Origin of the sequence: Mycolicibacterium gilvum, assembly GCF_900454025.1 — a bacterium.
In the GTDB taxonomy this organism is placed as follows: Bacteria; Actinomycetota; Actinomycetes; order Mycobacteriales; family Mycobacteriaceae; genus Mycobacterium; species Mycobacterium gilvum.
The window spans coordinates 1,479,935-1,500,784 of record NZ_UGQM01000001.1 but is presented as its reverse complement, the minus strand read 5'-3'; the positions used below and the strand labels follow the sequence as shown (position 1 = coordinate 1,500,784).

Below are 20,850 nucleotides of genomic sequence, written 5' to 3'. Positions count from 1 at the left end.
TCTGTGACGTGCCGCTACCTGCCGATCCCAGCCCCGCCCTGCAGTCCTACGCTCACCCCGAGCGGCTCGTCACCGCCGACTGGCTGTCGGGCAACCTCGGCCGGCCGGGCCTGGCGATCGTCGAGTCCGACGAGGACGTCCTGCTCTACGACACCGGCCACATCCCGGGCGCGGTCAAGATCGACTGGCACACCGACCTCAACGACCCGAACGTGCGCGACTACATCACCGGCGAGCAGTTCGCCGACCTGATGAACCGCAAAGGCATCTCCCGCGACGACACCGTGGTGATCTACGGCGACAAGAGCAACTGGTGGGCCGCCTACGCGCTGTGGGTGTTCACGCTGTTCGGCCACCCCGACGTGCGACTGCTCGACGGCGGCCGCAGCCTGTGGATCTCCGACGGCCGCGACACCACCCTCGACGTGCCGACCAAGCAGACCACCGGCTATCCCGTCGTCGAGCGCAACGACGCCCCGATCCGCGCCTTCAAAGAGGACGTCCTCGCCGTCCTCGGCACCGAGCCGCTTATCGACGTGCGGTCCCCGCAGGAGTACACCGGCGAGCGCACCCACATGCCCGACTACCCCGAGGAAGGCGCCCTGCGCGGCGGCCACATCCCGACCGCCGTCTCGATCCCGTGGGCCAAGGCCGCGCTGGACAACGGCAAGTTCCGCAGCCGCGCCGAACTCGACGAGCTCTACGGCTTCCTGTCCGAGCACGACAACCCCGAGACGGTCGTCTACTGCCGCATCGGTGAGCGCTCCAGCCACACCTGGTTCGTGCTCACCCACCTGCTCGGCATGCCCGGAGTCCGCAACTACGACGGCTCCTGGACCGAATGGGGCAACGCGGTGCGCGTCCCGGTGGCCGTCGGGTCCGAACCAGGTGATGCGCCGGGCGAGGCGCCGGCCACCGCACGATGAGCATGCCGGCCGCACTGGCCGAGGTGGTGTCCGACTTCAAAGACGTTGACGGACAAGACAAGCTGGCGCTACTTCTCGAGTTCGCCGACGAGCTCCCGCCGTTGCCCGCCGAACTCGAAGAGGCGGCGATGGAGCCGGTGCCCGAATGCCAGTCCCCGTTGTTCCTCCACGTCGACGCCGACGACCGCGACCATGTGCGGTTGTTCTTCAGCGCACCGGCCGAGGCGCCGACCACGCGGGGCTTCGCCGCGATCCTGGCCACCGGTCTCGACGGCCAGTCCGCCGCCGACATCCTCGCCGTGCCCGACGACTTCTACACCGACCTGGGCCTGGCCAAGCTGATCAGCCCGCTGCGACTGCGCGGCATGTCCGCAATGCTCACCCGCATCAAGAAGCGTCTGACGTAACACCGGGCCCTCCACGCCGATAAGACGGGTGACTGCGGACGTCTGACGCGTTCGGAGCTCGCTGTTACTGTCGTCGCAAGGTGATCAACGCATTCCGACAGGGGATGCCCAGAAAGGGTGAGGGAATGTCCAAGACCACCGAGGGTTGGGTTCGCGTGCGCAAGGTCGCCGCGTGGAGCGCCGTCATCGCAGCCCCGACCGCACCGTGAACAGCGGCCAGGGCACCGTGTCCAAGGATGCGACCTTCGGCGACGTCCGCGGCGCCGATGACTACCTGCACGCCCAGGGCGAGGTCCGCGACTCCATGATCGCTGTCCCGGGACGCATCGACGGCACCCGCGCCCGCGGATTCCGGCCGAGCTGGTCCGGCGGCCCCGGTATGGGCACCTGGTAACCACCTGACGCGGCGCGCCCTGGCCGATCATCGCCATCGGCCGATGTCAGCCACGTAGACTTCGCTGGTCCGTTCCGCCACCGCGCGTCGCTGTCCCTTGCGCCCGATCCCCAGGTGGTCCATCCAGTGCCACGGCAACTTTCGGTCGTCGCGGGCCTGCGTCACTGGTGGCGCCAAGCCGACCACTACGACTGGTTCGCCGACTACCTCAGCGCACGGGGCCTGGTCGGTCTGGCCCGGGTGATCACGGCCGTCACCGCGGCAGGACTGGCACTGGTCGCGGCCACGGTGATGCTGAGCCCCGGCGGACCGACGGGCACCCTCGACGTGACCCTCGGATGGGCCGCGGTCGCCCTGGCCTTCGGCTGCGCGGCGGTTCGGTGGTCGATCTGGCCGTCGAAACGCCAATCCGTCGTGCTGATCCTGGCGCTGAACCTGGCCATCGCCCTCTTCTGTCAGGTCCAGACCGATCAACTCATCGGCGTGGTCGGAGCGACGGCGTTCGCCACCACGGGCATCTCCATCGCCTGTCTGCACAGCGCCAAATACATGCTCTACAACGTCGTCGTGGCCGCCTACATCGGCGGACTGCAGGCCGTGCGCGCGATGGGCGAGACCGACGGCCACCTGATCGTCGCCGCCCTCGGGCTGGTGCTGATCATCAACATCAGCGTCCCGTTCTCCGTGCAGTCGCTCGTCCACGCCCTCGGCGGCGACGTGGTCCAGTCCGACCGCGACCCCCTGACCGGGCTGCTGCACCGGCGCGCACTGTTCCGTCAGATCAACGCCCTGCTGCTGTCGCACCGTGAACACGCCGACTTCCTCGCCGTGACGATGATCGACCTCGACAAGTTCAAGGTGCTCAACGACACCTACGGCCACAGCGCCGGCGACGACGCGCTGGTTGGCGTCGGGCAGGCACTCCTGACCGCCGCCAACGGCCGAGCGCTCGTCGGCAGGGTCGGCGGCGAGGAGTTCATGGTCGCCGAACTCTGCGAGACCGCCCACGACACCGGCCTGTCCGAACGCCTCCGCGCCGCCATCGCCGCACTGCCGCAACACATCACCGGCAGCGTCGGCACCGCGGTCGCGTCGATCAACGATGTGCCCACCGACGATTTCCAGGACCTCGTCGTCACGCTGTTCCGACGCTCCGACCGCGCCATGTACGAGGCCAAGCGCGCCGGCGGCAACCAGATCCGGCACACCGTGATCGATCTACCAGCGATCCCGGTGACCGGGTCCGACAACTTACCGACGGGTAACCGACCGGCTCGCCGCACCTCGGATTGAGCCCCTTAAACTGCCCGAGATATCTTCTTTTACGAATCTCTTAAAGAACATGCCATCAGGAGGCGCAGTGGCCAGTCACGCCAGCTCGAAGATCTCCAAGGTGCTCGTCGCCAACCGTGGAGAGATCGCCGTCCGGGTGATCCGCGCAGCCAAGGACGCCGGACTTCAGAGTGTGGCGGTCTATGCCGAGCCCGACGCCGACGCACCGCACGTGCGGCTCGCCGACGAGGCGTTCGCCCTCGGCGGCCAGACCTCGGCCGAGTCCTATCTGGTGTTCGAGAAGCTGCTCGACGCCGCCGCCAAGTCCGGCGCCAACGCGATCCACCCCGGCTACGGCTTCCTCTCCGAGAACGCCGACTTCGCCCAGGCCGTCCTCGACGCCGGGCTGATCTGGATCGGGCCCAGCCCGCAGTCGATCCGCGACCTCGGCGACAAGGTGACCGCCCGCCACATCGCCGCGCGCGCCAACGCGCCGCTGGTTCCCGGCACCCCGGATCCGGTCAAGGACGCCGACGAGGTCGTCGCGTTCGCCAAGGAGTACGGCGTCCCCGTCGCGATCAAGGCCGCCTTCGGCGGTGGCGGGCGCGGCATGAAGGTCGCCCGCACCATCGAAGAGATCCCCGAGCTGTTCGACTCGGCCACCCGCGAGGCCGTCGCCGCATTCGGCCGCGGTGAGTGCTTCGTCGAGCGCTACCTCGACAAGCCGCGCCACGTCGAGGCCCAGGTCATCGCCGACACCCACGGCAACGTCGTCGTCGCCGGCACCCGCGACTGCTCGCTGCAGCGCCGCTTCCAGAAGCTCGTCGAGGAGGCGCCCGCGCCGTTCCTGACCGACGCGCAGCGCAAAGAGATCCACGAGTCCGCCAAGCGCATCTGCAAGGAAGCCGGCTACTACGGCGCGGGCACCGTCGAGTACCTGGTCGGTCAGGACGGCCTGATCAGCTTCCTCGAGGTCAACACCCGCCTGCAGGTGGAACACCCCGTCACCGAGGAAACCTCCGGCATCGACCTGGTGCTGCAGCAGTTCAAGATCGCCAACGGCGAAGCCCTCGACATCACCGAGGACCCGACGCCGCGCGGACACGCCTTCGAGTTCCGCATCAACGGCGAGGACGCCGGCCGTGGCTTCCTGCCCGCGCCCGGCCCGGTCACCAAGTTCGAGCCGCCGACGGGCCCCGGCGTCCGGATGGACTCCGGCGTCGAATCCGGCTCGGTCATCGGCGGACAGTTCGACTCCATGCTCGCCAAGCTGATCGTCGTCGGCGCCACCCGCGAAGAGGCCTTGGCCCGCTCGCGCCGCGCGCTGGCCGAATTCAATGTCGAGGGCCTCGCCACCGTCATCCCGTTCCACCGCGCCGTGACCGCCGACCCCGCCTTCATCGGCGACGGCGAGACGTTCACCGTGCACACCCGGTGGATCGAGACCGAGTGGAACAACACCGTCGAGCCGTTCACCGGTGGTGACCCGATCGACGAGGAAGACACCATCCCGCGTCAGACCGTCGTCGTCGAGGTCGGCGGCCGTCGCCTCGAGGTGTCCCTGCCGGGTGACCTCGCGGTCGGCGGCGGAGCCCCCGCGCACGGCGCGATCCGCAAGAAGCCGAAGCCGCGCAAGCGTGGCGGGGGCGGCGGTGCCGCCGCGTCCGGTGATGCGGTGACGGCGCCGATGCAGGGCACCGTGGTCAAGGTCGCGGTCGAAGAGGGCCAGACCGTCGCCGCCGGCGACCTCGTCGTGGTGCTCGAAGCCATGAAGATGGAGAACCCGGTCACCGCCCACAAGGACGGTGTCGTCACCGGCCTGTCGGTCGAGCCCGGCGCTGCCATCACCCAGGGCACCGTGATCGCGGAGCTCAAAGACGCCGAGTAGCCCTCGCGTGGAACCCGTCGAGATCAACGCGGGCGCCTGGTATCTGCGGGCGCTGCGCGCCGACGACCGGGTCGATGACCGACCGGCGCTGGCCGATCTCGGTGAACACGACGCCGGTTTCGTCAATCGGCGTGCCGCGCACTGGGATTCGGGGACGCTGTATTCGTGGGCGATCTGTGAGCCGACCACCGGGGAACTGCTGGCCGAGGTGACACTCGATCCCGCGACGGGTGCGATCGCCACCCGCAGCAGGCCCGGACACGAGCAGGCCGCCGGGACCGGTGCCGACGCCGTGGGCCGGTTCGCCGCGGCCATGCTGGGCTGACGAAGAGGGCCCGCCCCGGTCCGAGATTCGGGACTCGAACCGGGACGGGCCGTGGCTGCGACCCGGGGTGCACCGCACATTTCTCGACGGTGCTCAGCGACTCCCCCGGGCCACGCAGCGGCATCAGAACCCGTAGCGGGATTCCGTGAGCAACTGGTAGTAGGTGCGCGAGTGCGTGTCGGGCGCCATGTTGCTCTCGTTGACACCCATCGCGGTCGCGGTGCCCGCCATGCCGAGGGTCGCGCCGAAGATCGCCGCGGACAGCAGGGGTGTGGCGAGGAAGCGGCTGAAGCGGGTCATCTCGGAGCCTCTCGATCGTGTCCGGCGCCGGTCATCCCGGCGATGAGATAACTCTCGCGCACCGACGGCGGACCGTCTGTCGGGCGATCGGACCGCGACCGGTGGAATCTGCTGTCCCCCGATCGGTGGACAGTCAGCGGGTATCGATGTCGCGGCCGCTGCTCAGGTCGCCGCACTCGACGGCGACGACGTCGGCGCGGGCCTTCAGGAACGGCCCGGCGCCGTCGTCCCCCGACAGGCTGTCGAGCATCTGCGGCAGATGCCGGCGAGCGATCACGACGGGGTGGCCCGGTCTGCCGTCGTAGCGGGCGCGGGCCAGTCCCGACGTCGACTCTCGCGCAGCGGTCAGCACCCGCCGCACCGCCGCGGCGCCGACGTCCGGGGTGTCGACGGTCGTCAGCACGACGAAATCCGCACCGGAGGCCGCCCGGACGCCGGCCCGGACCGAGGCGCTCAAGCCGTCACCCCAGTCGTCGGCGACGACCGCCCGGGCGGGTACCGGGACGTCGACCACCGCCGCCCCGAGCACCACCACCACGTCGTCGCAGCCGCCGTCGGACAGCGCGGCCACGCTGCGCCGCAGCCACTCCCCGCCGTCGGCGAGCACCTTCGGCATCCCGAACCGGGTTCCCGCGCCGGCGGCCAGAACCACCCCGGTCGTCGAAAGTCGCTGTCCCACAGTGCTGTTCGCTCCGCTGTTCCGTGACGATGCCACCGCGGTCGGCGGCAGCTGAGGATTTGTTAACAACCTCTCACAATCGTTGTCTGATATCACAACAGCGGGGTAGGGTCCAGACAGGGTTGAGTTCAACAGCCTTTCGAAGAAACGTCATCGTCACGGGGAGCAGAAGGCTCCGCGCAGGCTTTGAGACCCTAGGGCCACCTTGGCGTGAACCACAGCACGAATACCGCACTCTCGAACGGAGTCACCGTGCCTCACGTCCCCGGCCCTCCCACGGCCCCCGTCCCCGACAGCCTGATCTGTCACACCGCACGCTTCGACACCACCTGGACCGACCCGGCAACCGCCATCGTCGCGGGCAAAGGTGAAGTCGACGCCGCCAACGGCATCCGCTTCGTGGACTACGCGCTCCGCCATGCCGAGCAGACCCAGTGGCTGGTCATCGACCTGTCGGGGCTGTCGTTCTTCTCGACCGCCGGCTTCTCCGCGCTGCACACCCTCAACGTGCAGTGCGTCGGCGAAGACATCCGCTGGGCACTGGTCCCGGGTACGGCGGTCCACCGGGTGCTGCGCATATGCGACCCCGACTCGGCGCTGCCGATCTGCCCCGATGTGCCCGCCGCGCTCGTCGCGGTGCAGGAAGACCCGCCGCGGTCATTCGAGCTGATCACGAAGACGCGTTAGCGACTTCGCGAGCAGCCGCGAGACGTGCATCTGCGAGATGCCGACCCGCTCGGCGATCTGTGTCTGCGTCATCGACTCGAAGAACCGCAGCACCAGCACCGTGCGCTCCCGCTCCGGCAGCGCCGCCAGCAGCGGACGCAACGCTTCGCGGTTCTCGATCTGATCCAGCGTCAGGTCGACGTCGCCGAGGGTGTCGGCGATCGCGGGGGCGTCCTCGTTGCCGCTGCCGCCCCCGCTGTCGATCGACAGCGTGTTGTACGAGCTCCCCGCGACCAGGCCCTCGATCACCTCGTCGCGGTCCATCTCCAGCTCGGCCGCCAACTCGGTCGCCGTCGGGGCGCGGCCCAGCCTCTGGCTCAGTTCGGCGGTCGCGGCGCCGAGCCGCAGATGCAGCTCCTTCAGGCGCCTCGGAACCTTCACCGACCAGCTGTTGTCCCGGAAATGCCGGCGGACCTCACCCATGATCGTCGGCACCGCGAACGACACGAAGTCCGAACCCGCCGTCACATCGAACCGGATGACGGCGTTGACCAGGCCGACGCGGGCGACCTGCACGAGGTCGTCGCGGGGTTCGCCCCGGCCGTCGAAGCGGCGCGCGATGTGATCGGCCAGGGGCAGGCACCGCTCGACGATGCGATCACGCTGCCGCTGGAACGCCGCCGACCCCTCCTCGAGTTCGGCCAACTCGCGGAACATGTCGGCAACGTCGGAGTATTCAGAGTTCGAGCGCGAAGAACCCTGCGACGACGACCGGGTCACTGCAACGAACTCGCTCGCCTCGTCGTCATGGAGATACCGAATACCTCGCCGTCGTCGGCCGCCTGTCCGTCGGAGAACGTCGTGACCTCGTCGGTCAGCGAGCTCAACACGTGCCAGCTGAAGCTGCCCGGCGCGAGGATGTCCGTGCTGTCGCAGGTTGTGGACGCGTGGACCACCAGCGCGTCCGGCTGCGGGTCCACCACCACCAGCAGCGTCGAGTCCGGCACGGCGGACCTGATCAGCCGCGTACAGGCCTCGTCGACGGCCAGCCGCAGATCGGCCACCGCGTCGAAATCGAGGTCCTCGAACGTGCCGATTGCGGCCACCAGCGTCCGCAGCACCGCCAAATTCTCCAGCGCCGCCGCGACCCGTAGTTCTACCGACTGCGGGCTGAGACGCTGTCCATTGCTGTGGCTCGCGACATCGGCCATCTGACCTCCCGGAAACTTCGAAGCGAGATTACCCCAGGCTTTATCCCCACTATCCATGGGCGCTCCGGGCGTTGACGAGTGCATTTGTTAATGCCCACCCCGCGCCGGGTAACCGACGAGAATGGACCAGAACGCCAAGCCCCTGCGCCGCATACTGGTGATCGCCGCGACCGTACTGGCGATCATGATCCTCATCGGAGTCGCGATCTATGCCGGAGCGTTCCTGCTGCTGGCGCCGATGATGCAGTGATGCGGGTGAGTTCATGGTGGCGCTCCCATACCCCCGGGCCGGTGACCGCCAAACCCTGTCGTCAGCAAATGCATGAGAGTCCCGTACCCCCAGGCAAATGCGCCTAACCCGGCAAAATCGTTGGCGCTGAATGACGTTCGATGAGACACGGGTCACCCGTTTAGCAGTCGGAGGGCCCGGGAAGCCTTGGGATGGCTCAACAAGGCGGGCCCCTACGACCCGAACACCCCAGAGCGAGAGGTACACCATGACTGAGAAGAACAGCGGTCCCCAAGAGGGCATCAAGGGCGTCGTCGAGGACGTCAAGGGCAAGGCCAAGGAGACCATCGGCACCGTCGCCGGCCGCGACGACATGGTCCAGGAGGGCAAGGCCCAGCAGGACAAGGCCGACGCACAGCGTGAGGTCGCCGAGAAGGAAGCCGAGGCCGAGTCGGCCCGCGCCGGTGCCAAGGCTGCCGAGAAGCGCCAGGAAGCCAACCAGTAATTCGCTTTCCGCGATCGAGCCCGACCGGTTCTCCGGTCGGGCTCGACGTTTGTGTGGATGGCGCCGAAATTGCGCTCACGGCCGTGGCCGTCGCCTGTTCCGCGACCCTGAGCGCAATCTCGGCGTCACACCGCGGCGCGCAAAGGCCTCTCTCACCCGGAATCTGATGAACTCCGGCGAATGCTCTTTGACGACCTTGATGGCAAGCCATCCATGCCGCTCGATGAACTCCGTCCGTCCGATGTCGTGGACATAGGTTCGGCGGTCCTCGCTGTGATGCGATCCCTCGTACTCCAGACCGATCCTCGGCTCGTCATACCCAAGGTCGAGATGCACCGTCGTCCGGCCATCGCCGACCTCCACCTGAGTCCTCAGCGGATCAAGCCATTCGTCGACCAACAGCAGACGCAGCCACGTCTCCCGCGGCGATTGCGCGCCGCCGTCCATCAGGCTCAGTGCCGCGACCGCCCGACGGATCCCGCGGGCCGCGGGATGACGCTCCGCGAGGGCCAGGACGTCGACCGCCTTGACCTCGGTCGCGTTGGCGAGTGCATCCAGCCGCGCCACTGCCTGGTCGCGTCGCAGGTGCCGGGCCAGGTCGAACGCCGTCCGCTCCGGCGTCGTCACCAGCGTCCCGCCCCTCACGCAGGTTTCGTCACCGTCGATCCGCTCGTTGCGCACGACAATGCCCGGCGGTGGGCGACCGTTCTGCCAGATCATTTCGATCGGTACCGTCGGCACGACCCATCGCGAACCATGCAGTGCTGACGCGGCTGCTCCGGCGATGACACCCCGGCGTCCGGACCAGAGCCACGCCGCGACGGTGAGGTCGTACAGCGTCGGCCGGACGTCGACGGGGAGGTAGACGTCGGGGAAGATTCTTCTGTAGTTCCACCGCAGTGCCGACCGGGTCAGGGCGCCTGACGCCAGCGCCTCGCTGCCCACGAACGGTCTCCGCATACCGCGATGCTCGACCCGGGCGCCGACACATCGGCCCGCGGAGCATCGACATTGCGCTCAGGGCTGTGGATAACTCGCGATCACGACCCTGAGCACAATCTCGGCGCACAGCTCAGCTGTTCGGGCGCTGACGCCACGCGCCGGGGTGTTCGGCGTACCAGCGTTCCTCGAGCCGCCGGACCCGCTGATGCTCGATGAACAGCCAACCGCCACCCAGCACGAAGCCGGCGGCCGCGATCGCGCCGAGCATCACGCCGACATCGTGATGGGAGGTGGCGAACGCCGAGAGCATCGCCACGAAACTGACCAGTGACAGCCCGATCACCACGAGCCCGGGCATGATCTTGTTGTCCTTCATCGACTCTCCGGCATGCGGTCGTGTGGTGCGCACGTGGTCGACAGGATCTGATGGACCCCTCATGGGTAACTCCTTAGAACTACCCCTCCAGTGTGCTACCGCCCGGGCAGCGACGGAAGACTCAAAACCGCGCACGCCACCGCGAGCGTGAACAACGTCCAGCCCGCGACCTGCCAGGCCATCGCCGAATGGCCGGCGCGCACCCGGAAGCCCCGCGCCATCGACCAGATTCCGCCGGCCAACAGTATCGCCGGTGCCCCCAACGTCAGGGCCGCCTGCTGGGACGGCGCGCAGCCGATCGCCTGAGCAAGCGATCCGGTGCACGTCCCGTTCCACATGTCCGCGACGAACAGGAACACCAGAGCCGCCACCGAGATCCCGACGCCTGTGCGGATCGCGTCACGCACACCAGGATCGCCGACGCCGGTGCTGCGGCGTAGCTCGGTGTTGCGGGACAGATCGGCCATCGCGGGGTCTCCGTTTTCACGATCCAGAGCCGGTATGTGGTTTGCGGTGGGTTCCCGCGACCCGATCGTGATAAACCCGTGATGTCGGTGGCGCGCTCTACGATGCGGCGGTGACAACGCTCAGGTGGCGGCTCTACGCGGCGCTCGCGATCGCAGCCGGCGCCACCGCCCACCTCTCCGGCGCCGGATGGCTGTGGACCGTCCTCGCGGGGTTGCTGGCCCCCGTGCTCGTGGTCGCGGCCCCGTCCTTCGTGCGGTCGGTCGTCGCGGGGGCGGCCACCCCGGGCCCGCGCGAGAATCCCGTCGACGCCGACATGTCGGGCACCGAGTTCGAGGACTACGTCGCCAGGATCGCCCGCACGTGCGGGGTGCCGGTGATCATGACGTCGATGACCGGCGACTGGGGCGTGGACCTGATCGTCGGCCACCGCCCGCATCGGCTCGCCGTGCAGTGCAAACGCCTGTCGCGTCCCGTCGGGGCCGGCGCCGTCCAGGAGGTGGTCGCGGGCGCGCCGATGCAGGACTGCACCCAGACGATGGTCGTCACCAACCACGAGTTCACGCCCGCGGCACGCAAACTCGCCGAGTTGCACGGGTGCACGCTGGTCGGCGGAGCCGATCTCCCGCGGCTGCGGTCGACGATCCGCCGGCTTACCCGGCCTGCGGAACCGCCATCGTCCTCAGCACCGCGGCCACCGCCGTGAGCGCCGCGTCGATCTCGTCGTCGTTGACCGTCAGCGCCGGGCGGAATCTGACGCTGTCGGTGCCGCAACCGAGCATGATGACGCCGCACTCCCACAGCCGCGCGAGCAACTCGTCGCGCTGACGCGCCGACGGCATGCTGAACGCGCACATCAGGCCGCGGCCGCGGACGTCGCGCACCAAGCCCGGGAATTCGACGGCCAATCCGGCGAGACCGTCGCGCAGATGCCGTCCGCGCTGCGCGGCGTTGTCGAACAGCCCGTCGCGCTCGATGACCTCCAGGATGCGGCGCGCGCGGACCATGTCGACGAGGTTGCCGCCCCACGTGGAGTTGATCCGCGAACTGGTACGGAACACGTTGTCGGGAACCTCGTCGACGCGGGTTCCGGCCATGACGCCGCACACCTGGGTCTTCTTGCCGAACGCGACCACATCGGGCAGTACACCCAATTGCTGGTAGGCCCACGCGGTTCCGGTGATGCCGCAACCGGTCTGCACCTCGTCGAAGATCAGCAACGCATCGAATTCGTCGCACAGCTCACGCATCGCGGCGAAGAACTCCGGACGGAGATGTCGGTCGCCGCCCTCACCCTGGATGGGTTCGGCGATGAAGCAGGCGATGTCGTGCGGGTGCGCCTCGAACGCCGCGCGGGCCTGCCGCAGCGACTCCGCTTCCAGCGCTTCGATATTCGCGCCGGACCGCACCGAGGGCGCGTCGATGCGCGGCCAGTCGAATTTCGGGAAGCGCGCGACCTTGTTGGGATCGGTGTTGGTCAGCGACATCGTGTAGCCGCTGCGGCCATGGAACGCACCGCGCAGATGCAGCACCTTCGTGCCGAGGTCGGGGCTGCGGCCCTGCGCCTCGTTGAGGCGGCTCTTCCAATCGAAGGCGACCTTGAGGGCGTTCTCGACCGCCAGCGCTCCCCCGTCGACGAAGAACAGGTGCGGCAGCGCGGGATCGCCGAGGACGCGGGAGAACGTGTCGACGAAACGCGCCATCGGGACGCTGTACACATCGGAGTTGCTCGGCTTGTTCACCGCGGCGGCCGCGAGCTCCGCGCGGAAGTCAGGGTCGTCGGCGAGCGCGGGATGGTTCATCCCCAGCGCGGACGACGCGAAGAACGTGAACATGTCGAGGTAGCCGCGCCCGGTGCGGGCGTCGACCAGGTACGAGCCGTGCGATCGCTCGAGGTCGAGAACCAGGTCCAGGCCGTCGGCGAGGATGCTGCGCGACAGCACCGTGCGGACGTCGGCCGGGACGATCACGGCGGTGCGGTCAGCTCGCGAAAGTACTGCGGTCATTCCGCCATCATAACGGAATATTTACTACTTGGACCGCTTCTAGGCCTGATTACTCCGGTACATAGCGCCTGTCGCTGTAAAACTTATGTAAGATGATCGTGCTTCGCGTCTTCACGTCGGCGGCGGTCCGGATCTTCTGCAGCAGGCCCTCCAGGGCACGGGCCGACTCCACGTGGACGATCAGCATGTAGTTGTCCTCGCCGGCCACCGAGTAGCACGCCTCGATTTCCGGGATGTGCTCCAGCCGGGCGGGTGCATCATCGGGTTGAGAGGGATCGAGAGGGGTGATCGCGACGAACGCCGACAGCTTGCTGCCCAGCGCTTCCGGGTCGATGCGCGCCGTGTACCCGGTCACGATCCCCCGCGACTCCAGCCTGCGCACCCTCGACTGCACGGCCGACACCGACAGCCCGGCGGTGGCCGCCAGATGCGCCAACGTCGCCCGGCCGTCGGCGACCAGTTCACGCGCCAGCACGCGGTCGATCTCGTCGAGCGGCGCCGGGGGCTGGGGGTCGTCGGGAACCGTCATGCGCGCACTGTATCGGAGGGCTCATGGCTGAGTTCGTCGAAAGCTGCGAGCTACGCGCGCAATTCGCCGCCGGGCTGTCCCGGATGTACGGCGCCGAGGTGCCCGCCTATCACACGCTGGTCGAGGTCAGCTCGCTGGTCAACACCGCGTTCCCGGGGGCGTTGCGGCTCGGTTCGCTGGAGCGTGTCACCGCAGAGCGGCACGGCGCGATCCGGGTGGGCAGCGCCGCCGAGCTCGCGCAGGTGGCCGACCTGTTCTCGGCGTTCGGCATGTATCCCGTGGGCTACTACGACCTACGGGAGGCCGCTTCCCCGATCCCCGTCGTGTCCACCGCATTCCGGCCGATCGGTCAGGACGAGTTGGCACGCAACCCGTTCCGCGTCTTCACCTCGATGCTGACCGTGGCCGACGGCCGATTCTTCAGCGCGGACCTGCGCACGCGGGTGCAACGCTTCCTCGACAGCCGGCAGCTTTTCGACCCCGCGCTGATCGCGTCCGCACAACGGATCGCAGCGGCCGGCGGCTGCCCGGCGGGCGACGCGCCCGGGTTCGTCACCGCAGCGGTGTCCGCGTTCGCCCTGTCGCGCGAACCGATCGACCGGGCCTGGTATGACGAGCTTTCCGCCGTCTCGGCCGTCGCCGCCGACATCGCCGGCGTCACCTCCACACACATCAACCACCTGACACCGCGCGTCCTCGACATCGACGCACTCCAGCAGGCCATGACCGAGCGCGGCATCACGATGATCGACCGCATCCAGGGCCCGCCGCGAGTGGACGGCCCGCAGGTGTTGTTGCGGCAGACGTCTTTTCGCGCGCTGGCCGAACCGCGACGGTTCCGCTCACCGTCTGGTGAGGTGACGGACGGCACCTTGCGGGTGCGCTTCGGCGAGGTCGAGCAGCGCGGTGTCGCGTTGACGCGGGCGGGACGCGAACGCTACGACGCCGCGATGTCCGCGCCGGACCCGGCCGCGGTGTGGCACCGGCACTTCCCGGCCACCGACGCGGAGATGGCCGCGTCCGGTCTTGCGTACTACGTCGACGGTGACCCGTCCAGACCTGTTGTCTACGAGGATTTCCTGCCCGCCTCCGCGGCGGGGATCTTCCGCTCCAATCTCGACACCGCGTCCGCCGCGGTCCAAGGTGGAGACACCACCGAGTACTGCCAGGACTGGATGGCCGGCCGCATCGGTCACCACATCCACGACCCGTATGACCTCTACGAGAAAGTCGCCCACTCATGAGCACCGCCGTCACCGCCCTGCCCACCGCCGAGAAACTACGTACCCGCGTGCGCGACGCGCTGGCCGCCGTCGGGGCCCGGATCGCCCTCGGTGAGCCGACCGCGCACGGACTGCCCGCCAGCACCCCGATCACCGGCGACGTGCTGTTCACCGTGCCCGCGTCGTCCGCCGCGGACGTCGACGCCGCCGTCGGTGAGGCGGCCGACGCGTTCTCGACGTGGCGGACCACGCCCGCGCCGGTACGGGGCGCGCTGGTCGCACGGTTGGGCCAGTTGCTCGTCGAGCACAAGTCGGCGCTGGCGTCGCTGGTGACCATCGAGGCCGGGAAGATCACCTCCGAGGCGCTGGGCGAGGTGCAGGAGATGATCGACATCTGCGAGTTCGCGGTCGGATTGTCACGCCAGCTGTACGGGCGCACGATTGCGTCCGAACGCCCCGGGCACCGGTTGATGGAGAACTGGCATCCGCTCGGCGTCGTCGGCGTCATCACCGCGTTCAACTTCCCGGTCGCGGTGTGGGCGTGGAACACCGCGGTCGCGCTGGTCTGCGGCAACACCGTGGTGTGGAAGCCGTCGGAGTTGACGCCGCTCACCGCGGTCGCGTGCCAGGCGTTGCTGGAGCGCGCCTGCGCCGACGTCGGCGCGCCCCCCGCCGTGGGCCGGTTGGTGCTGGGCGAGCGGGAGGTCGGCGAGAAGCTGGTCGACGATCCACGGGTGTCGTTGGTGTCGGCGACCGGGTCGGTGCGGATGGGCCGCGAGGTCGGCCCGCGGGTCGCGGCGCGGTTCGGTCGCGTGCTGCTGGAACTCGGCGGCAACAACGCCGCGGTGGTGACGCCGGCGGCCGATCTCGATCTCGCGGTACGCGGCATCGTGTTCTCCGCGGCGGGCACGGCCGGTCAGCGGTGCACGACGCTGCGGCGCCTGATCGTCCACTCGTCGATCGTCGACGAGCTGGTGTCGCGGATCGTCAAGGCCTATGAGCAGCTGCCGGTGGGCGATCCGTTCCGCGGCGGCACGCTGGTCGGGCCGCTGATCCACACCAGGGCCTACCGGGACATGGTCGGTGCGCTGCAGCAGGCGCAGGCCGAGGGCGGCGAGGTGATCGGCGGGGAACGTGTCGACGTCGGGGACGAGGGCGCGTTCTACGTGACGCCCGCCGTGGTGCGCATGCCCGAGCAGAGCGCGGTGGTGCATCAGGAGACGTTCGCCCCGATACTCTACGTGCTGACCTACGACACGCTCGATGAGGCCATCGCGTTGAACAACGCCGTACCGCAGGGTCTTTCGTCGTCGATCTTCACCCTCGACATGCGCGAGGCGGAGCGGTTCCTCGCCGCGGACGGGTCGGACTGCGGTATCGCGAACGTCAACATCGGCACCTCCGGCGCGGAGATCGGTGGCGCGTTCGGCGGCGAGAAGGAGACCGGCGGCGGGCGGGAGTCCGGGTCGGACTCCTGGAAGGCCTACATGCGGCGCGCGACGAACACGGTGAACTACTCCTCGGACCTGCCGCTGGCCCAGGGCGTCGAGTTCGGCTGAGGGTCTCCTTTCTCGGCGAGCGCGCGGGTCTGCCCGCCGACACGCCGCGCCGGGCGTACATTCGCGCGCGTTCGCGGCACACTCGACCCATGGAACTTGCGGGCAGGACAGCGATCGTCACCGGCGCGGCATCGGGCATAGGCGCGGCACTGGCCACCGAGCTTGCGCGCCGCGGTGTCAGCGTCGTCATCGGTGACCTCGACGACGACGGCGCGCACGCCACGGCCTCGGCGATCCGGGCAGATGGCGGGGCAGCCGCCGCCTTACGTGCCGACGCATCGTCGGTCGCCGACATCGAGGCGCTGATCACCCTCGCGAGTCGGGAGTTCGCACCGGTGGACATCTACGTCGCCAATGCCGGAGTGATTGGAAAGCCCGGTCTGGGAACGGAGTCCGACTGGGACGTCATCCTCGACGTCAACCTGCGCGCGCACGTCCGGGCCGCACGGTTGCTCGTCCCCCACTGGCAGTCCGTGGGCTCGGGATACTTCGTGTCGGTCGCGTCGGCGGCCGGGCTGCTGACCCAGCTCGGCGCCGCCGGCTACGCCGTGAGCAAGCACGCCGCCGTCGGGTTCGCCGAGTGGCTGGCCGTCACCTACGGCGACGACGGCATCGGCGTCAGCTGTGTCTGCCCGCTCGGTGTGGAAACACCGCTGCTGCAAGGCATCCGGGGCATCGACGATCCGGATGCCAAGCTCGGGGCGTCGTCCATCGAGCAGTCGGCGGGGGTGATCAGCGCGGCCGACGTCGCCACGGTGACCGTCGAGGCGATCCGGGAAGAGCGGTTCCTGGTGTTGCCGCACGCGGAGTTGCTCGAGATGTACCGGCGCAAGGGCGGCGACTACGACCGCTGGATCAGCGGGATGCGCCGCTATCAGCGGACTCTGCGCTCACTCTGACCGTCGCCGGCGCAGTGTGAGGCGAAAGTCCTTGGGCATCAACGTCAGCCGCTGCGCGACCTGGAGCTGATAGCCCGGCTCGGGGACGAGGTCGTACCTGCGCAGCAGCACCGCCAGCAGCAGCACCGCTTCGTGGAGCGCGAACTGCCGGCCGATGCACGATCGCGGCCCCGTACCGAACGGTTTGTACAGACCCGCCGGACGTGCGCGGACCCGGTCGGGTGCGAACCGGTCGGGATCGAACGCATCCGGATCGCCGCCCCACTGCGGATCCCGGTGCAGCGCCATCGTCATCGCCAGCACCCAGTCGCCCTGGCGCATCGGATGCACGCCGGCCAGCACCGTGTCCTCACGCGCCTCGCGGTAGTACCCCGGCACGGTCGGCTGCAGCCGCAGCGCCTCGTCCAGCACCCTTCGCACATAGCGCAGTTTGGCGATCAACTCGAACCCGGGACGCTCGTCGTCACCCCATACCTCGGCGACCTCCGCACGCGCCCTGTCCGCCACCTCGGGATGCCGGGACAGGAAGTACAGTGCGAAAGACATTGCACCCGAAGTTGTTTCGTGCCCCGCGACCAGAAAGTTGATCAGCTGGTAGCGGATGTTGGCCGGATCCAGGTCAGAGGTCAGCATCAGCTCGAGAAGATCATCGTGGTGCCCGAGTCCGTCGCGAAGGCGTTCGGAGACGATCTCGTCGGCGATGCGGTGCATCTGCACCGCGTGGCGTCGCACCCGACGTTCGGCACGGCGCGCAAACAAGTTCGGCAGGAACGTCTCCCGGAGCACTCCCACCCAGTCGGAGCCCTTGAGCCCGGCGACCATGTGCTCGACGAACGGGTGGGGATCCTCGGTGTCGAAGCATCCGAAGGAATGACCCGCCGCGCACTGTCCGATGGTCTCCAGCGTCACCCGGGTCGCGTCGGCCGGGACGTCGACCGATGTGCCGGTGCGCGCTTTGCCATCCCAGCGGGCGACCAGTCCGTCGGCCGCGTCCAGCATCGCCGAGTGATAGCCCCGCATCGCCTGTTGACTGAACGCGGGCATCAGAAGGTCATGGGCCCGTTGCCAATTCGGTTCGTCGTTGTACGCGGTGAACAGCCCGTCGCCACCCATGATCCGGAGTGCGTCGATGTCGGGGCCGACGTGTTTGCAGAAACGGCGCTCGTCGTTGACCTCGGCGACGGCGGCCGCACTCGCGGCGACCACGTATCGCGCTCCCAGGAAACGGAATTCGAAGACCGGGCCGAGTCCGGGGTCCGACGGCGGCCGGGTGAGGATGTCGGCGCTGAAACCGAACACATCACCGACGACGGGCACCCGACGCGGCGGGTGTGGCAGCGGCGGAAACGGCTGTCGGTGGTCGACCATGGCCATGTGTTCAGCGTGCGCCGCTGTTATACATGTGTCAAGTAGTATGTGCTCATGGCTGAAGCACGCCGCCGGCTCTCCCCTGACGACCGCCGCAACGAACTGCTGGCCCTCGGCGCCGAGGTCTTCGGGCAACGACCCTACGACGAGGTCCGCATCGACGAGATCGCCGAACGGGCCGGCGTCTCCCGCGCCCTGATGTACCACTACTTCCCCGACAAGCGGGCGTTCTTCGCCGCCGTCGTGCGCGCCGAGAGCGAGCGGCTCTTCGACGCCACCAATACCCCGGCCCAGCCCGGACAGACGTTGTTCACCCAGGTGCGCGCCGGCGTGCTCGCCTACCTGCACTACGACGAACTCCATCCGCACGGCGCCTGGGCCGCCTATATGGGAATGAGCCGCTCCGACCCCGTGCTTCGGGGCATCGACGATCACGACAACGATCGTCAGGCCAATCGCATCATCGACCGGGTGACCGCCGGCGTCGAGCCCCTCGATGCCAAGGTCGAACGCGACCTGCGCGCCGCGGTGTACGGCTGGCTGGCCTTCACCTTCGAGATGTGCCGCCAGCGCCTGATGGACGCGTCACTCGACGCCGACTACATCGGCGACCTGTGCGCGCATGCCCTGATGGATGCGCTCGCACGGGTCCCCGGGATCCCGGCGGACCTCGCCGAGGCCGTCGCGCCGGACCGGCGCTGACCTACTCGTGGTGTGGGTGGTGCCGAAAGCCGCAGCGGTGCCGCAGATCAGCCAGCGGCTGGCGGATACCCCGCAGCTCAGAGGCGACCTGCGGGTTCGCGTCCATGTACGTGGTGACCGCGGCCTTGCGCTGCTCGGCGTCCATCGCGAACAGCGACGTGAAGAACTCGTTGACCGCGGGCCGGGTGAACAGATACGCCGACGTCGCCGCGCTGACGCCCGTGGCCACGCCCGCGAGGTCGGCTGCGGTGCAGTTCGGCGGTGCGGGCTGAGCCTGGGCGGGGACGGCGACCGCGATCAGGGCGGCACCGGTACCGAGAGCCGCGGCGAGCATGCGCCGCATGGAGAGTGAGAGCACACGGCGATCGTAGGCTGAGTCAGCCGCAGCGGTTCCGGAAATCCTTCATCGGTTGGCGGATGCCCTGAAGTTCGGCCTGCACCTGCGGGTTGGCGGTCAGGAACTCTTCGAGCGCCGCCCTGCGCTCCTCCGGCGAACGCCCTTGCAGGCTTGAGAAGAACTCGTTGACCTGTGGATGGGTGTAGAGGTACGCCGTGGTCGCCGCCATCACGCCGGTCATCGTGCCGGTGAGATCGGCTGATGTGCAGTTCGGCGGCGGCTGCGCCGCGGCGGGTGCCGCGGCGAGGACGCCGATACATCCGAGGACCGCCCCCGCGCGGGCCAACCTACGAAGCGACATGCGGTTCTCCTTCGTTGCACGTGTCATCGTCGACCGCCACCACCACGACCGCCGCCCCCGCCCCCAGGCCGGCCGGGGCCACCGGGACCGCCGATGCCGGGCCCACCGGGACCGCCGGGTCCACCGATGCCGGGACGGCCGGGATCGAGGTCGACGTCGAAGTCGACACCCCACCATTCGTCGCAGTTGTAGTAGTTCACGTCGCAGGGGTACGGAACGTACGGGCCCGACGATCCGACGGGCCCCGTGCCCGAGTTCGTACCGCGCACGTCGCCCTGAGAACAGATCGTGGTGGCACCGGCCGTGGTGCAGTCGGCCGCTGCCGGTGCTGCGACTGCCACCGCCGTCGCCAGCGAGACGACGGGCGTCATCACCACCGCAATCGTGTGCATCGCCGGCTCCTCTGCTTGACAGCACACTAAGCAGCGCCTGCCGTCGCCACATCCCCCACTCAGGGGGAAGTTTGCGGAAACACCGATGCGGCGCGAGGCGGCGGGTATCGTCGAATTCGCCTGGGGTCAGGCCTCTTCGGCTGTCCCTAGCAGCCACGCCGCCGGCGTGACCCCAGGCCTCAACAGTCTCCTCAGTCCCACGCGACGCAGCCGTAGCAACGGGCCCGTCGCAGTGCCTTAAGCCTCGGGTTCGCTTCGTTCACCCGTTTAGGGGGAGGACACCCTTTCCTGTGCGGTCGTAGCATCCCAAGCGACGCGAGTTGGAGGCTGCGATGGCGGACCACACCTGGACCACACCGGCTGCAGTGGCCATTCCCCGCGAGGGGTACTTCGAATTGGAGCGCGGTCGCTACGGTCCGCTGTTTCCGCGCACGCCTGCCTGCCACGGGTTCTCCATCATCGCGAAAGTGAAGGAGGGCCGCGAGGAGGCGGTCCGCGCCTACGGCAAGCAGATCGAGGAGGCCGTGGCGGCCAGCCCCGACGTCCTGGAGCCGTTACGTTTGCACTACCTGCGCTGGATACTGTTCGACGTCGGGTCCGGACTGCATTTCCAGTATCAGGGCATCTTCGACACCGACTTCGACAAATACACCGAGGACGCGGTGCGGCTCTTCAGCACCACCGGGATCACCACCGTCTTCACCAATCTCGAAGGTTTCCCGGAGGATTGGCAGACCAATCCGGACGCGTTCATCACATTCGTCCGCGAGCACCAGGTGCCGAGCTTTCTCGAATACGGCGAGTATCCCTACGTGACGGCGCTCGAGATCAAGAAGGCGCTGAGGTTGAAGGCGGCGTTCTCCGAAATGCTGGACCAGATGCAGTGATC

28 protein-coding genes are annotated in these 20,850 nt (G+C 68.6%); 15 read left to right on the top strand and 13 right to left on the bottom strand.

Annotated elements, in window-relative coordinates; genetic code table 11:
• The first annotated feature begins 8 nt into the window (after positions 1-8).
• The 6 genes from DYE23_RS07075 to DYE23_RS07050 all read left to right on the top strand — a co-directional run bounded on the left by DYE23_RS07075 (position 9) and on the right by DYE23_RS07050 (position 5,212).
• On the top strand, positions 9-926 hold the full coding sequence (locus DYE23_RS07075; protein ID WP_011895613.1) for a sulfurtransferase: 918 nt from the start codon (positions 9-11) through the stop codon (positions 924-926).
• On the top strand, positions 923-1,333 hold the full coding sequence (locus DYE23_RS07070; protein WP_011895614.1) for a SufE family protein: 411 nt from the start codon (positions 923-925) through the stop codon (positions 1,331-1,333). Before DYE23_RS07075 ends, DYE23_RS07070 begins: the two co-directional genes overlap by 4 nt.
• A gap of 172 nt (positions 1,334-1,505) precedes the next feature.
• Positions 1,506-1,727 carry a hypothetical protein gene (locus tag DYE23_RS07065; RefSeq protein WP_235660343.1) on the top strand — a complete coding sequence of 74 codons (222 nt, stop codon included), beginning with the start codon at positions 1,506-1,508 and terminating at the stop codon, positions 1,725-1,727.
• Between the two features lie 126 nt (positions 1,728-1,853).
• A complete protein-coding gene (locus tag DYE23_RS07060; RefSeq protein WP_115326857.1) occupies positions 1,854-3,020 on the top strand; it encodes a GGDEF domain-containing protein in 1,167 nt (388 codons plus the stop codon).
• A 67-nt stretch (positions 3,021-3,087) separates the two neighbouring features.
• Positions 3,088-4,887, top strand: a complete 1,800-nt coding sequence (locus DYE23_RS07055) for an acetyl/propionyl/methylcrotonyl-CoA carboxylase subunit alpha (protein ID WP_013472567.1) — start codon at positions 3,088-3,090, stop codon at positions 4,885-4,887.
• A gap of 7 nt (positions 4,888-4,894) precedes the next feature.
• A complete protein-coding gene (locus DYE23_RS07050) occupies positions 4,895-5,212 on the top strand; it encodes a hypothetical protein (protein ID WP_115326856.1) in 318 nt (105 codons plus the stop codon).
• A gap of 123 nt (positions 5,213-5,335) precedes the next feature.
• Here the strand turns inward: DYE23_RS07050 and DYE23_RS30795 are convergent, their stop codons facing one another.
• Both DYE23_RS30795 and DYE23_RS07045 read right to left on the bottom strand, forming a co-directional pair.
• Positions 5,336-5,512 (bottom strand): hypothetical protein, encoded by a 177-nt coding sequence (locus tag DYE23_RS30795; RefSeq protein WP_011895619.1) that lies wholly within the window; start codon positions 5,510-5,512, stop codon positions 5,336-5,338.
• A 133-nt stretch (positions 5,513-5,645) separates the two neighbouring features.
• The gene (locus DYE23_RS07045) at positions 5,646-6,191 is read right to left on the bottom strand and encodes a nucleotidyltransferase family protein (protein ID WP_115326855.1); all 546 of its coding nucleotides are present in this window, start codon (positions 6,189-6,191) and stop codon (positions 5,646-5,648) included.
• Positions 6,192-6,443: 252 nt separating this feature from the next.
• Here DYE23_RS07045 and DYE23_RS07040 point away from each other — a divergent pair, with 252 nt between their 5' ends.
• Positions 6,444-6,878 carry an STAS domain-containing protein gene (locus DYE23_RS07040; protein ID WP_099962632.1) on the top strand — a complete coding sequence of 145 codons (435 nt, stop codon included), beginning with the start codon at positions 6,444-6,446 and terminating at the stop codon, positions 6,876-6,878.
• Here the strand turns inward: DYE23_RS07040 and DYE23_RS07035 are convergent.
• Positions 6,849-7,574, bottom strand: a complete 726-nt coding sequence (locus DYE23_RS07035) for an RNA polymerase sigma factor SigF (RefSeq protein WP_276051711.1) — start codon at positions 7,572-7,574, stop codon at positions 6,849-6,851. The two genes, DYE23_RS07040 and DYE23_RS07035, sit on opposite strands and share 30 nt — an antisense overlap.
• Positions 7,575-7,633: 59 nt before the next feature.
• Positions 7,634-8,068: an ATP-binding protein gene (locus DYE23_RS07030; protein ID WP_099961034.1), complete on the bottom strand. Its 435-nt coding sequence runs from the start codon at positions 8,066-8,068 to the stop codon at positions 7,634-7,636.
• Between the two features lie 121 nt (positions 8,069-8,189).
• On the opposite strand from DYE23_RS07030, the gene DYE23_RS31715 reads away from it, so the two are divergent.
• A complete protein-coding gene (locus tag DYE23_RS31715; RefSeq protein ID WP_013472573.1) occupies positions 8,190-8,318 on the top strand; it encodes a hypothetical protein in 129 nt (42 codons plus the stop codon).
• Between the two features lie 247 nt (positions 8,319-8,565).
• Positions 8,566-8,802 (top strand): microaggregate-binding protein 1, encoded by a 237-nt coding sequence (mbp1, locus tag DYE23_RS07025; protein WP_011895624.1) that lies wholly within the window; start codon positions 8,566-8,568, stop codon positions 8,800-8,802.
• A gap of 75 nt (positions 8,803-8,877) precedes the next feature.
• On the opposite strand, the gene DYE23_RS07020 is transcribed toward mbp1, so the two are convergent.
• From DYE23_RS07020 to DYE23_RS07010, 3 genes are all read right to left on the bottom strand, one after another.
• Entirely contained in the window at positions 8,878-9,762 is an 885-nt protein-coding gene (locus DYE23_RS07020; RefSeq protein ID WP_115326854.1) for a type IV toxin-antitoxin system AbiEi family antitoxin, read from the bottom strand.
• A 112-nt stretch (positions 9,763-9,874) separates the two neighbouring features.
• On the bottom strand, positions 9,875-10,183 hold the full coding sequence (usfY, locus tag DYE23_RS07015; RefSeq protein ID WP_011895626.1) for a protein UsfY: 309 nt from the start codon (positions 10,181-10,183) through the stop codon (positions 9,875-9,877).
• Positions 10,184-10,215: 32 nt separating this feature from the next.
• Entirely contained in the window at positions 10,216-10,587 is a 372-nt protein-coding gene (locus DYE23_RS07010; protein ID WP_011895627.1) for a hypothetical protein, read from the bottom strand.
• Between the two features lie 110 nt (positions 10,588-10,697).
• On the opposite strand from DYE23_RS07010, the gene DYE23_RS07005 reads away from it, so the two are divergent.
• Positions 10,698-11,291, top strand: a complete 594-nt coding sequence (locus DYE23_RS07005) for a restriction endonuclease (RefSeq protein ID WP_011895628.1) — start codon at positions 10,698-10,700, stop codon at positions 11,289-11,291.
• On the opposite strand, the gene lat is transcribed toward DYE23_RS07005, so the two are convergent.
• On the bottom strand, positions 11,239-12,591 hold the full coding sequence (lat, locus tag DYE23_RS07000; RefSeq protein WP_011895629.1) for an L-lysine 6-transaminase: 1,353 nt from the start codon (positions 12,589-12,591) through the stop codon (positions 11,239-11,241). The two genes, DYE23_RS07005 and lat, sit on opposite strands and share 53 nt — an antisense overlap.
• Before the next feature lie 49 nt (positions 12,592-12,640).
• Positions 12,641-13,120 carry an Lrp/AsnC family transcriptional regulator gene (locus DYE23_RS06995; protein WP_115326853.1) on the bottom strand — a complete coding sequence of 160 codons (480 nt, stop codon included), beginning with the start codon at positions 13,118-13,120 and terminating at the stop codon, positions 12,641-12,643.
• A 23-nt stretch (positions 13,121-13,143) separates the two neighbouring features.
• On the opposite strand from DYE23_RS06995, the gene hglS reads away from it, so the two are divergent.
• The 3 genes from hglS (at position 13,144) to DYE23_RS06980 (ending at position 16,801) form a co-directional block, all read left to right on the top strand.
• The gene (gene hglS / locus DYE23_RS06990) at positions 13,144-14,364 is read left to right on the top strand and encodes a 2-oxoadipate dioxygenase/decarboxylase (RefSeq protein ID WP_115326852.1); all 1,221 of its coding nucleotides are present in this window, start codon (positions 13,144-13,146) and stop codon (positions 14,362-14,364) included.
• Positions 14,361-15,902 (top strand): L-piperidine-6-carboxylate dehydrogenase, encoded by a 1,542-nt coding sequence (amaB, locus tag DYE23_RS06985; RefSeq protein ID WP_115326851.1) that lies wholly within the window; start codon positions 14,361-14,363, stop codon positions 15,900-15,902. Before hglS ends, amaB begins: the two co-directional genes overlap by 4 nt.
• Before the next feature lie 89 nt (positions 15,903-15,991).
• Positions 15,992-16,801, top strand: a complete 810-nt coding sequence (locus tag DYE23_RS06980) for an SDR family NAD(P)-dependent oxidoreductase (protein ID WP_115326850.1) — start codon at positions 15,992-15,994, stop codon at positions 16,799-16,801.
• Here the strand turns inward: DYE23_RS06980 and DYE23_RS06975 are convergent.
• Positions 16,793-18,175 carry a cytochrome P450 gene (locus DYE23_RS06975; RefSeq protein WP_172527720.1) on the bottom strand — a complete coding sequence of 461 codons (1,383 nt, stop codon included), beginning with the start codon at positions 18,173-18,175 and terminating at the stop codon, positions 16,793-16,795. The genes DYE23_RS06980 and DYE23_RS06975 overlap by 9 nt on opposite strands.
• 48 nt (positions 18,176-18,223) lie before the next feature.
• Here DYE23_RS06975 and DYE23_RS06970 point away from each other — a divergent pair, with 48 nt between their 5' ends.
• On the top strand, positions 18,224-18,871 hold the full coding sequence (locus DYE23_RS06970) for a TetR/AcrR family transcriptional regulator (protein WP_115326849.1): 648 nt from the start codon (positions 18,224-18,226) through the stop codon (positions 18,869-18,871).
• A 1-nt stretch (position 18,872) separates the two neighbouring features.
• Here the strand turns inward: DYE23_RS06970 and DYE23_RS06965 are convergent, their stop codons facing one another.
• The 3 genes from DYE23_RS06965 to DYE23_RS06955 are packed head-to-tail and all read right to left on the bottom strand — an operon-like array spanning position 18,873 to position 19,961.
• Positions 18,873-19,214: a heme-binding protein gene (locus tag DYE23_RS06965; protein WP_115326848.1), complete on the bottom strand. Its 342-nt coding sequence runs from the start codon at positions 19,212-19,214 to the stop codon at positions 18,873-18,875.
• Positions 19,215-19,248: 34 nt separating this feature from the next.
• On the bottom strand, positions 19,249-19,569 hold the full coding sequence (locus DYE23_RS06960) for a heme-binding protein (RefSeq protein ID WP_115328884.1): 321 nt from the start codon (positions 19,567-19,569) through the stop codon (positions 19,249-19,251).
• Between the two features lie 23 nt (positions 19,570-19,592).
• Positions 19,593-19,961, bottom strand: a complete 369-nt coding sequence (locus DYE23_RS06955) for a hypothetical protein (RefSeq protein ID WP_013472585.1) — start codon at positions 19,959-19,961, stop codon at positions 19,593-19,595.
• Between the two features lie 332 nt (positions 19,962-20,293).
• Here DYE23_RS06955 and DYE23_RS06950 point away from each other — a divergent pair, with 332 nt between their 5' ends.
• Entirely contained in the window at positions 20,294-20,848 is a 555-nt protein-coding gene (locus DYE23_RS06950) for a hypothetical protein (protein ID WP_013472586.1), read from the top strand.
• The last annotated feature ends 2 nt before the right edge of the window (positions 20,849-20,850 follow it).

Excerpts from the sequence above, each read along its gene's own strand:
- DYE23_RS07070 (WP_011895614.1), top strand. The coding sequence starts at position 923 with ATGAGCATGCCGGCCGCACTGGCCGAGGTGGTGTCCGACTTCAAAGAC.
- DYE23_RS30795 (WP_011895619.1), bottom strand. The coding sequence starts at position 5,512 with ATGACCCGCTTCAGCCGCTTCCTCGCCACACCCCTGCTGTCCGCGGCG.
- DYE23_RS07035 (WP_276051711.1), bottom strand. The coding sequence starts at position 7,574 with ATGTTCCGCGAGTTGGCCGAACTCGAGGAGGGGTCGGCGGCGTTCCAG.
- DYE23_RS07030 (WP_099961034.1), bottom strand. The coding sequence starts at position 8,068 with ATGGCCGATGTCGCGAGCCACAGCAATGGACAGCGTCTCAGCCCGCAG.
- DYE23_RS31715 (WP_013472573.1), top strand. The coding sequence starts at position 8,190 with ATGGACCAGAACGCCAAGCCCCTGCGCCGCATACTGGTGATCGCCGCG.
- mbp1 (WP_011895624.1), top strand. The coding sequence starts at position 8,566 with ATGACTGAGAAGAACAGCGGTCCCCAAGAGGGCATCAAGGGCGTCGTC.
- DYE23_RS07020 (WP_115326854.1), bottom strand. The coding sequence starts at position 9,762 with ATGCGGAGACCGTTCGTGGGCAGCGAGGCGCTGGCGTCAGGCGCCCTG.
- usfY (WP_011895626.1), bottom strand. The coding sequence starts at position 10,183 with ATGAGGGGTCCATCAGATCCTGTCGACCACGTGCGCACCACACGACCG.
- DYE23_RS07010 (WP_011895627.1), bottom strand. The coding sequence starts at position 10,587 with ATGGCCGATCTGTCCCGCAACACCGAGCTACGCCGCAGCACCGGCGTC.
- lat (WP_011895629.1), bottom strand. The coding sequence starts at position 12,591 with ATGACCGCAGTACTTTCGCGAGCTGACCGCACCGCCGTGATCGTCCCG.
- DYE23_RS06995 (WP_115326853.1), bottom strand. The coding sequence starts at position 13,120 with ATGACGGTTCCCGACGACCCCCAGCCCCCGGCGCCGCTCGACGAGATC.
- hglS (WP_115326852.1), top strand. The coding sequence starts at position 13,144 with ATGGCTGAGTTCGTCGAAAGCTGCGAGCTACGCGCGCAATTCGCCGCC.
- amaB (WP_115326851.1), top strand. The coding sequence starts at position 14,361 with ATGAGCACCGCCGTCACCGCCCTGCCCACCGCCGAGAAACTACGTACC.
- DYE23_RS06980 (WP_115326850.1), top strand. The coding sequence starts at position 15,992 with ATGGAACTTGCGGGCAGGACAGCGATCGTCACCGGCGCGGCATCGGGC.
- DYE23_RS06975 (WP_172527720.1), bottom strand. The coding sequence starts at position 18,175 with ATGGCCATGGTCGACCACCGACAGCCGTTTCCGCCGCTGCCACACCCG.
- DYE23_RS06970 (WP_115326849.1), top strand. The coding sequence starts at position 18,224 with ATGGCTGAAGCACGCCGCCGGCTCTCCCCTGACGACCGCCGCAACGAA.
- DYE23_RS06965 (WP_115326848.1), bottom strand. The coding sequence starts at position 19,214 with ATGCGGCGCATGCTCGCCGCGGCTCTCGGTACCGGTGCCGCCCTGATC.
- DYE23_RS06960 (WP_115328884.1), bottom strand. The coding sequence starts at position 19,569 with ATGTCGCTTCGTAGGTTGGCCCGCGCGGGGGCGGTCCTCGGATGTATC.
- DYE23_RS06955 (WP_013472585.1), bottom strand. The coding sequence starts at position 19,961 with ATGCACACGATTGCGGTGGTGATGACGCCCGTCGTCTCGCTGGCGACG.
- DYE23_RS06950 (WP_013472586.1), top strand. The coding sequence starts at position 20,294 with ATGGCGGACCACACCTGGACCACACCGGCTGCAGTGGCCATTCCCCGC.